At 57.9% G+C, this 8,714-nt stretch carries 7 protein-coding genes; 4 read left to right on the top strand and 3 right to left on the bottom strand.

The window, feature by feature from the left end; translation table 11 throughout:
* A partial coding sequence (locus Q0C48_RS06160) for a hydroxymethylpyrimidine/phosphomethylpyrimidine kinase (protein ID WP_291522561.1) occupies positions 1-671 on the bottom strand: 671 nt, incomplete at its 3' end.
* Between the two features lie 679 nt (positions 672-1,350).
* Between Q0C48_RS06160 and dnaA the strand changes: the two genes are divergently transcribed.
* From dnaA to gyrB, 4 genes are all read left to right on the top strand, one after another.
* Entirely contained in the window at positions 1,351-2,706 is a 1,356-nt protein-coding gene (dnaA, locus tag Q0C48_RS06155) for a chromosomal replication initiator protein DnaA (protein WP_291522559.1), read from the top strand.
* A gap of 283 nt (positions 2,707-2,989) precedes the next feature.
* On the top strand, positions 2,990-4,087 hold the full coding sequence (dnaN, locus tag Q0C48_RS06150) for a DNA polymerase III subunit beta (protein WP_291522557.1): 1,098 nt from the start codon (positions 2,990-2,992) through the stop codon (positions 4,085-4,087).
* Position 4,088: 1 nt separating this feature from the next.
* Entirely contained in the window at positions 4,089-5,144 is a 1,056-nt protein-coding gene (gene recF / locus Q0C48_RS06145; RefSeq protein WP_291522555.1) for a DNA replication/repair protein RecF, read from the top strand.
* Positions 5,141-7,543 carry a DNA topoisomerase (ATP-hydrolyzing) subunit B gene (gene gyrB, locus Q0C48_RS06140; RefSeq protein ID WP_291522553.1) on the top strand — a complete coding sequence of 801 codons (2,403 nt, stop codon included), beginning with the start codon at positions 5,141-5,143 and terminating at the stop codon, positions 7,541-7,543. Before recF ends, gyrB begins: the two co-directional genes overlap by 4 nt.
* Here gyrB and Q0C48_RS06135 read toward each other — a convergent pair whose 3' ends face one another.
* Positions 7,544-8,332, bottom strand: a complete 789-nt coding sequence (locus tag Q0C48_RS06135) for a UDP-2,3-diacylglucosamine diphosphatase (RefSeq protein ID WP_291522551.1) — start codon at positions 8,330-8,332, stop codon at positions 7,544-7,546.
* A gap of 114 nt (positions 8,333-8,446) precedes the next feature.
* Positions 8,447-8,714 (bottom strand): hypothetical protein (locus tag Q0C48_RS06130; protein WP_291522549.1); only part of this gene is annotated, 268 nt, incomplete at its 5' end.

Raw genomic sequence — 8,714 nt, 5'->3', positions numbered from 1 at the left:
GCCGCCAGCGCGGATGCCAGAGTACATCCCGAGCCGTGGTAGCGGTGGGGCAGGCGCGGCTGCCGGAATGTGCGCTGCAACGCCCCGCCACGAAACAGCATGTTTTCCAGTTCCGGCCCCTCGCCGTGACCCCCGCTGATCAGTACCCACTTCGCCCCCTGGCGATTGAGCCGGGCACCTGCCGTGGGCAAATCGTCAGCGCCGGACAAGGCCAGTGCTTCCGGGCCGTTGGGCGTCATCACCGTTACTTGCGGCAGCAAGTGCGCGACCAAGGCCGCGCATAATCCCGCCCCGGCCAGGGCCGTGCCACCTCCGGCCGCCAGTACCGGATCAAGCACCACGGGAATCTGCGGATAATCCGCCAGCAGTGCGCTCACCGCCGCTATCATGGCCACACTTCCCAGCATCCCGATTTTGATGACCTGTACGGCCATGTCCTCCAGCACGGCACGGGCCTGAGCCACGGTATCCTCCGGATTCACCAACCTATAGGCACGTACATTCACCGAATCCTGAACAGTCAGCGCCGTCACCGCCGTGCAGCCATGCGCGCCCAGGCTGGCCAGGGTCAGCAGGTCGGCCTGCAAGCCCGCACCCGCACTGGGATCAGAGCCGGCAACAGTGAGGACGACGGGCGGAGGCCCCGCCGCTTCCTGGCGACTGGATTCCATCCGGGATGAATCATCAATTCTTGCTTTCGCAGGCATGGATGGAGGGACCCTTTATGCGGCTATTGCCGGCGCTGATTTTAGCAGAAAAACTGGCCTCACCGTAAATGCCATTGCGTGGGGCCGTGAGCAAGATGTTCATTGCCTGACGTCCGGAAGACCTCGCTGTCCATCGTGCGTCTGACAGCGTTTTTTTCCAGGATCAAGTTCCTGAACAGCCTGTGGATAACTTTGTGGATATTTTGCTGACAACAGTAATTTCGTCATGACCATAGTGTATTTACGCCGAGCGGAAACATTCTGTAACAATAAATTATTATTTATTACAATAAATTACATGAACTACCGAAACACAATTTCGAATAATTCCACGTAACTGCACGTTAATCTCTTTGTGGAAAACTTTATCCGGCCGGGCGCCGTCCTGGCTGCCACGGCTGCTCAGATTCGTCCATGGTTGTGCCCATCTCGCGCGTTTTTCCTGCCCCTTGGGCAAAGACCCGGTCATAGGCCCGTCAATGGCGCGCACCGCCACATTTGGGTATACTTCATCGACGGAGAATTATGGTGAAATGCCCTTCCCGTTGCGGGGAGTGAGCCCACTTTGCTACCGCGTGACACTGACATGGTAGCGACAGAAGGCACAGCACTTTCACCTCCAGACCCTCTGACCAGGTTACGCATGAGCAGTCATCCAGCGCCATCCGCGCTGCACAACGGAGACGCCTTATGGGCGGCGCTGTGTGTGCAGTTGCAAGAACAGACCACAGCCCAGCAGTTCAACACTTGGCTGCGCCCCCTTCGTGGCGAGTTGCATGGTAACGAACTGCGCCTGTTCGCACCCAATACCTTCGTCAAGGAATGGGTGCGGGAAAGGCTGATGGATCTGCTGGAAGGGGTGCTCGCCCAGCTTGCACCGGGAATGATGCTTCGCCTGGAACTCGGCGCCGACGAAGCGACGACCCCAGCCCCGGTAGCAGCTACTCCAGCCACTGCTCCGATCACCGATCCTCGCAATGGCAACCGGCTCAACCCGGGCTTTTCCTTCAAGTCCTACGTCGAAGGCAAATCCAATCAACTCGCGGTGGCGGCTGCCCGGCAGGTCGCCGAAAATCCGGGGAAATCTTACAACCCGCTGTATATCTATGGCGGCGTCGGTCTGGGCAAGACCCATCTCATGCAAGCGGTGGGCAACGCCATCCTCCAACGCAACGCCGATGCCAAGGTGCTCTACGTCAGTTCCGAAGGCTTCATCATGGACATGGTGCGCTCCCTGCAACACAACACCATCAATGACTTCAAGCAGCGCTACCGCAAGCTGGATGCCCTGCTCATTGACGACATCCAGTTTTTTGCGGGCAAGGACCGCACCCAGGAAGAGTTTTTTCACACCTTCAACGCCCTCTTTGACGGCGGCCGGCAGATTATTATCACCTGTGACCGCTACCCCAAGGAGGTGGACCGCCTGGAAGAGCGCCTGCAATCGCGCTTCGGCTGGGGACTGACGGTCGCCATCCAGCCCCACGACCTCGAAACGCGCATGGCCATTGTCCTCTGCAAGGCGGAAGAAAGCGGCGTTGAGCTGCCCGAAGAAGTGGCCTTCTTCATCGCCGAGAAAATCCGCTCCCATGTCCGCGAACTGGAAGGGGCACTGCGTCGGGTGGTCGCCCATGTCAACTTCACCCACAAACCTTACAACCTGGATACTGCCCGCGAGGCCCTGCGTGATCTGATCGACGTGCAGAAGCGCATGGTCAGCCTCGACAACATCCAGAAAGTCGTAGCTGAGTATTTTCATATTCGCGGCTCCGACATGCAGTCCAAAAGGCGCAGTCGCAACATTGCCCGGCCACGCCAGGTAGCCATGTGCCTGACCAAGGAACTTACCAACCACAGTCTGCCGGAAATCGGCGAGGCCTTCGGCGGACGCGACCACACCACCGTCCTCCATGCCTGCCGCCAGATCGACAAACTGCGTCAGGAAGACACGCAGATGGATGAAGATTACTGCAACCTGCTACGGATTCTTGGCGCATGATCCAGCACTCGCAAAAGCTGTGGATAAGCCCCTGTACAACCCCTGTGCAGACTCTGTACGAAAAATGGGGCTCTTTTTTATCCCCGAGCATACCGGCTTATCCACAGCTTGCGGACAGCTTATCTGGGTCCAGAATTCCATATCAGACAATGAATTACACCACATTCCCACAGGCTACCGGGCCATTAATAATAATAGTAGTTAAAAGAAAGAATATAAATTATATATATAAAGCGGCCCGACCGGCCCCTTTTCAGACCTGGCATTCAAGGAGCAAAACCTGATGAAAATCACCATAGATCGCGAAGATCTCCTGCCTATCCTGGCCAATATGGCAAACATTGCTGACCGGCGACCGGTACAACCGATTCTAGCCCATGTCCTCATCGAGGCCGCAGGGCAACACTGCCGCTTCGTCGCCACCGATCTGGAAGTCCAGCTTTCCGCCGACCTGGACCATCCGGTAGACGCTCCGGGCACCTGCGCCGTTCCCGCCCGCAAGCTCTATGACATCTGCCGGGCGTTACCGGAACACACACCCATAGAATTTCATAAAGACGGCGAAAAACTGCTCTTGAAAGCCGCTAAAAGCCGTTTCACCCTACACATATTGCCGGCTGATCAATTCCCATACCTCAGTATCCACAGCAGTCGTTGTCAGGGTAACTGCAATGCCAAAGCCTTTCGCGAAGCGCTTGCCGTCGCTGCCAACACCATGGCACAGAACGACGCCCGGCTCTTCCTGAACGGCGTCCTCGTCGAGGTGGAAGGTCAGGAACTGCGTCTCGTAGCCACAGACGGTCATCGCCTGGCCATGATGACCCTGCCCTTTGCCAGCAGTCTGGAAAGTGGGAGCTACCAGGCTATTCTGCCGCGCAAAGCCGTTCTCGAACTGTTGCGGATTCTCGATGATGGCGATATCGCGCTGGAGATGTCGGACACCAGCTTTCTGCTCAACGATGGTACACAACAGTTCGCCTGCAAACTCATCGATGCCAAATATCCTGATTACCGGCGGGTGATTCCCCAAGGACATCCCCGCTTCGCCATACTGGACCGCCAGACCTTCAAAAGCGCCTTGCAACAAAGTGATGTCCTGGTCAGCGACCGTAATCCGACCACCCATCTGCACCTCAGTAATAACCAGATGACCCTGCGCAGCCGCAATGAAGAACAGGAAGAAGGCGAAATCCAAATTCCTGTCGAATATCAGGACGATGCTCTGGATATCGCTTTCAACAGCCGTTATCTCACCGATACCACCCAGATATTCGCCCAGGAAAGTTTGCGGATGCGGGTCAAGGACAGCGACAGCAGCGCTGTTTTTACTCCGGTAGACGGAGATAACCCCCTGTATATCATCATGCCTGTCCGTCTTTGAAATGCCCCTGGAGGCCCTCCATATCCAATCGGTGCGTTCCATAGAAACCCTGGATCTAAAAGCGGACCGGCAGTGGAACTGGCTGATAGGCGCCAATGGTACGGGCAAGAGTTCCGTGCTGGAGGCCATTCACATCCTCGGCACGGGGCAAACCTGGCGGCATGGCCCCCGCCATGTTCAGCGGGATGGCGACGGCGAATATCTGGTCAGTGCGCGCCTGCCCGATCATTTCCTCGCCCTGCGCCGGCGTGGCGAGGAGCGGGAAATACGCTATGATGGTGAGTCGCTCAGTTCGGCCTGGATGCTACTGGATATTCTGCCTCTGCAAAGCCTGCACGATGACAACAGCCACTTCGTCGCCGGAACGGCGGAAGACCGCCGGCGCGTACTGGACTGGGGCATCTATTACGCGGATCGCTACTATGGCACGGTGTTTCGCCAGTACCGGCGGGCTTTGCAACAGCGCAATGCCTGGCTGAAAAGCGGTCACGGCCAGCAACCCTGGGACGACGGCGTCATTGCCTCCGGTGAAGAAATCCAGCAGCGGCGACAAGCGCACCTGGCCGCTGTGCAGCCCGAAGTCGCCGCCCTTTGGGAACGCTGGTCCGGGTCACTTTCCGGGCTTAGCCTGCATCTGCACAGCGGCTGGAAAGAAGGCTTGGCACTGGGTGATTGCCTGCTGCGGGACCAGGAACAGGACCGCGAAATGGGTTATACCCACAGTGGTCCGCATCGTGCCAATCTGGCCTTTCGGGTGCGCGGTAAAGCGGCACTGGACATCCTTTCGCGCGGCCAGTTGCGGGTACTGGGTCTGGCCTATCGCCTGGCGCAGGTAAAGATTCTGAAGCAGGCCGGTTTGCCCCTGCCGACCATATTGATTGACGATTTCGCGGCAGAGCTGGACGCCTCAGCACGGGATTGGTGGGTGAAAGAACTCGATCTGTTAGGTGTGCAGGTCTTCGCTGCCGTCACCGCCGCCGGACAGATTCCGGCGGCGGTGAGCGGCAGCCATTTTTGTCTGGCAGCAGGCCAGCTTGAGAAGGAAACAGCATCATGACGGGAAAATACGATTCTACCAGTATCCAGGTGTTGAAAGGGCTGGAAGCGGTACGCAAGCGCCCCGGTATGTATATTGGCGATACCGATGACGGCAGCGGTCTGCACCACATGGTTTTTGAGGTGGTGGACAATGCTATCGACGAAGCCCTCGGCGGTTATTGTGACGCCATCGTCGTTACCATTCACGACGATGAATCCGTCAGCGTCAGCGATAACGGTCGTGGCATACCCGTCGATATCCACGCCGAAGAAGGCCGCTCCGCTGTAGAAGTGATTATGACCGTGCTGCATGCGGGCGGTAAATTCGACGACAACGCCTATAAGGTCTCGGGCGGTCTGCACGGGGTCGGTGTCTCGGTAGTGAACGCCCTTTCAGAAACGCTCCAGTTGCGTATCTTCCGCGATGGCTATGTCTGGACCCAGGAATATCATGATGGCGAACCCCAGGCACCGGTTGCACGTGGAGAGGCGTCACGCAAACATGGCAGTACCATCCGCTTCAAACCCTCGCCTCAGGTTTTTGCCGATACCCATTTTCACTTCGAGATTATCGCGAAGCGCTTGCGCGAGCTGGCCTTTCTCAATTCCGGCGTGCATATCACCCTGCTGGACGAGCGCGGCGGGCGGGAAGAAGTTTTCCATTATGAAGGCGGTATCCGCGCCTTTGTGGAACATCTCAACCGCAGCAAAACCGCCATTCATCCCACTGTGATCACCCTTACCGGCGAGCGCGACGGTATTGTCGTTGAAGCCGCCCTGCAATGGAATGAAGGCTATAACGAGGTGGTGCTCTGCTTCACCAACAATATTCCCCAGGCCGATGGTGGCACCCATTTGGCGGGCTTTCGCGGTGCGCTGACCCGTACGCTGAATCAATATATGGAAAGGGAAGGCATCATCGCCAAGGCCAAGGTCGCGGTGAGTGGCGAAGATACGCGCGAAGGGCTGACAGCGGTGCTTTCCGTCAAGGTACCGGACCCGAAATTTTCTTCGCAAACCAAGGAAAAGCTGGTCTCCAGCGAGGTTAAACCGATAGTCGAGTCCTCCATGTCTGAGGCGCTGACGATATTTTTGGATGAGCATCCCAAAGAGGCGCAGGCCATTGCCGCCAAAATTGTCGAAGCGGCGCGGGCGCGGGAAGCCGCCCGCCGGGCACGGGAGCTGACCCGCCGCAAAGGCGCGCTGGACATCGCCAACCTCCCCGGCAAGCTGGCCGACTGTCAGGAGAAAGACCCGGCCAAGTGCGAAATCTATCTGGTGGAGGGAGATTCCGCCGGTGGCTCGGCCAAACAGGGCCGTGATCGCCGGCATCAGGCCATCCTGCCCCTGAAAGGCAAAATCCTCAATGTGGAACGGGCGCGTTTCGACAAGATGCTCTCGTCGGATGAGATCGGCACCCTCATTACGGCATTGGGTACCGGTATTGGCGCCGGGGATTTTGATGTCGCCAAGCTGCGTTATCACCGGGTTATCATCATGACCGATGCGGATGTCGACGGCAGCCATATCCGCACCCTGCTGCTGACCTTCTTCTATCGGCAGATGCCCGAACTGGTGGCGCGCGGCCATATTTATATCGCCCAGCCACCTCTCTACAAGGTCAAGAAAGGCAAGGATGAGCGCTACATCAAGGACGACACCGAACTGGCCGCCTACCTGCGCGAAATTGCCATGCAGGGCGCGCAATTTCGTCCTGCGGCGGATGCTGAGCCGGTAACGGACGAGCAACTGGCCGGCATGATGCGTCAGTACCAGAATATCGAGGCTTTGGTGCAGCGCCTGGAACGGCGCTATCCCGGTACCCTGCTCTGGGCCCTGGCCACGTTGCCGCCCATCGTTGCGGAGTCGGCGGATAGCGCCACCTGGGACGACTTCGCGCGACAGCTCCGCGCGGCATTGGAGCTCAACGCCCTGCCCGCCGAACATTACACGGTGGAGCGGGTGGGTGAGGCGGAGGCTTTGCGCCTGGTGGTTCGCCGCGAACATCACGGTAGTCAGGAACTGCGTTTCTTTGATCAGGATTTCTTTGCCGGTGGCGAATACCGGCATCTGGCCGACTATGCGCGGGTGATTGAAGGTAATATCCGCGCCGGCGCGCGTATGGAACGCGGCGAGCGAGGGCTTACCGTCAGCCGGTTCCGCGCCGCCATGGACTGGCTTCTGGCTGACGCCCGTCGCGGTGTCGAGATTCAGCGCTACAAGGGTCTGGGTGAAATGAATCCGGAACAGCTCTGGGAGACCACCATGAACGCTGAAAACCGGCGTTTGGTGCGGGTGGATGTGGAGGACGCCATCGCTGCCGACGAGGTCTTCTCCATGCTCATGGGCGATGCGGTGGAGCCGCGCCGCCGCTTTATCGAAGAAAATGCGCGTTTCGTATCGCGACTCGATATCTGATTACGCGGCGATATCCTGATCAAAACGCAAGGGTACGGGCCAGTGGACGATTTCCATGCGCCCGTCGGCATGTTCGACCAGTGCGGTACAGCTCTCGACCCAGTCGCCGTCGTTGTAATAGAGGATGCCGTCGATGATTTTTTGCTCGGCATGGTGGATATGGCCGCAGACCACTCCGGCATAACCGCGGCGTGAGGTTTCTTCGGCCAGCAGGTGTTCGTAATCGTTGATAAACTGCACGGCTTTCTTCACCCGGTATTTGATGTAAGCACTCAGGGACCAGTGACGGCGCAGGCCCAGATGCCGGAACGCGCTTTGCAGCAGCCGATTGAACCAGAGCAGCAGGGTATAGCCATGATCGCCCATATGAATGAGCCAGGTGGCATAGCGCATGGCGGCATCGAACTGGTCACCATGGATGACCCAGAGCTTTTTGCCATCGGCGGTCTCGTGCACCGCTTCCTGGAGAATGGCGATGTCGCCGAGGGCGATGGTGTTGCCCTGGGTTTGCACATAGTCGGAGAGCAACTCGTAGACGGGGTCATGATTGCCGCGGATATAACGTACCGTGACCCCGGAGCGGGCCAGCCGGAGGACTTTCTGGACCACCGTATTATGGCTGCGCGGCCAGTACCAGCGGACCTTGAGGCGCCACAGGTCGATGATATCGCCGACCAGATAGAGCTGCTGGCAGGAATTGTGGCGCAGAAAGTCCAAAAGGCTCTCCGCCTGACAGCCGCGGGTGCCGAGATGGACGTCCGATAAAAATATGCTGCGATAATGGGCCATAGGGTCATCCTGAAAAGGTGACAGAACCTTATATTGCCAGCAAAATATGACAGTTTGATGAAAGCTGGCTGCGGTGTAGTCGTCGGCATGACCTGGGAGATTATGGTGTCTAATCTATTTGGATTTGAATATAAAGAACTTTTTACTGCTGAAGGCCTCGCGCGGCTGGATGGGGAATTTCTTCGATCCCTGGCGGAGAAAGACCAAACCCTTGCCGAAAACTTGCAAGTCTATCATGCCGCAGGCGCCCGGCCCGCCGATAAAGCCCAGAGTGAATTTCTGCTGCAGCTCGCGCCCCATCTTGAACAATTCGTTGCCCGGCTTTTTTGCCTGGAGCCGGAAGTAGCGGATTTGCAGGCGCGGACGCGCAGCCATGATGAGG

The organism is Acidithiobacillus sp., from assembly GCF_023255755.1.
GTDB lineage: Bacteria > Pseudomonadota > Gammaproteobacteria > Acidithiobacillales > Acidithiobacillaceae > Acidithiobacillus.
The sequence above is the reverse complement of the archived record's forward strand: the minus strand, read 5'-3'. Positions and strand labels throughout refer to the sequence as shown.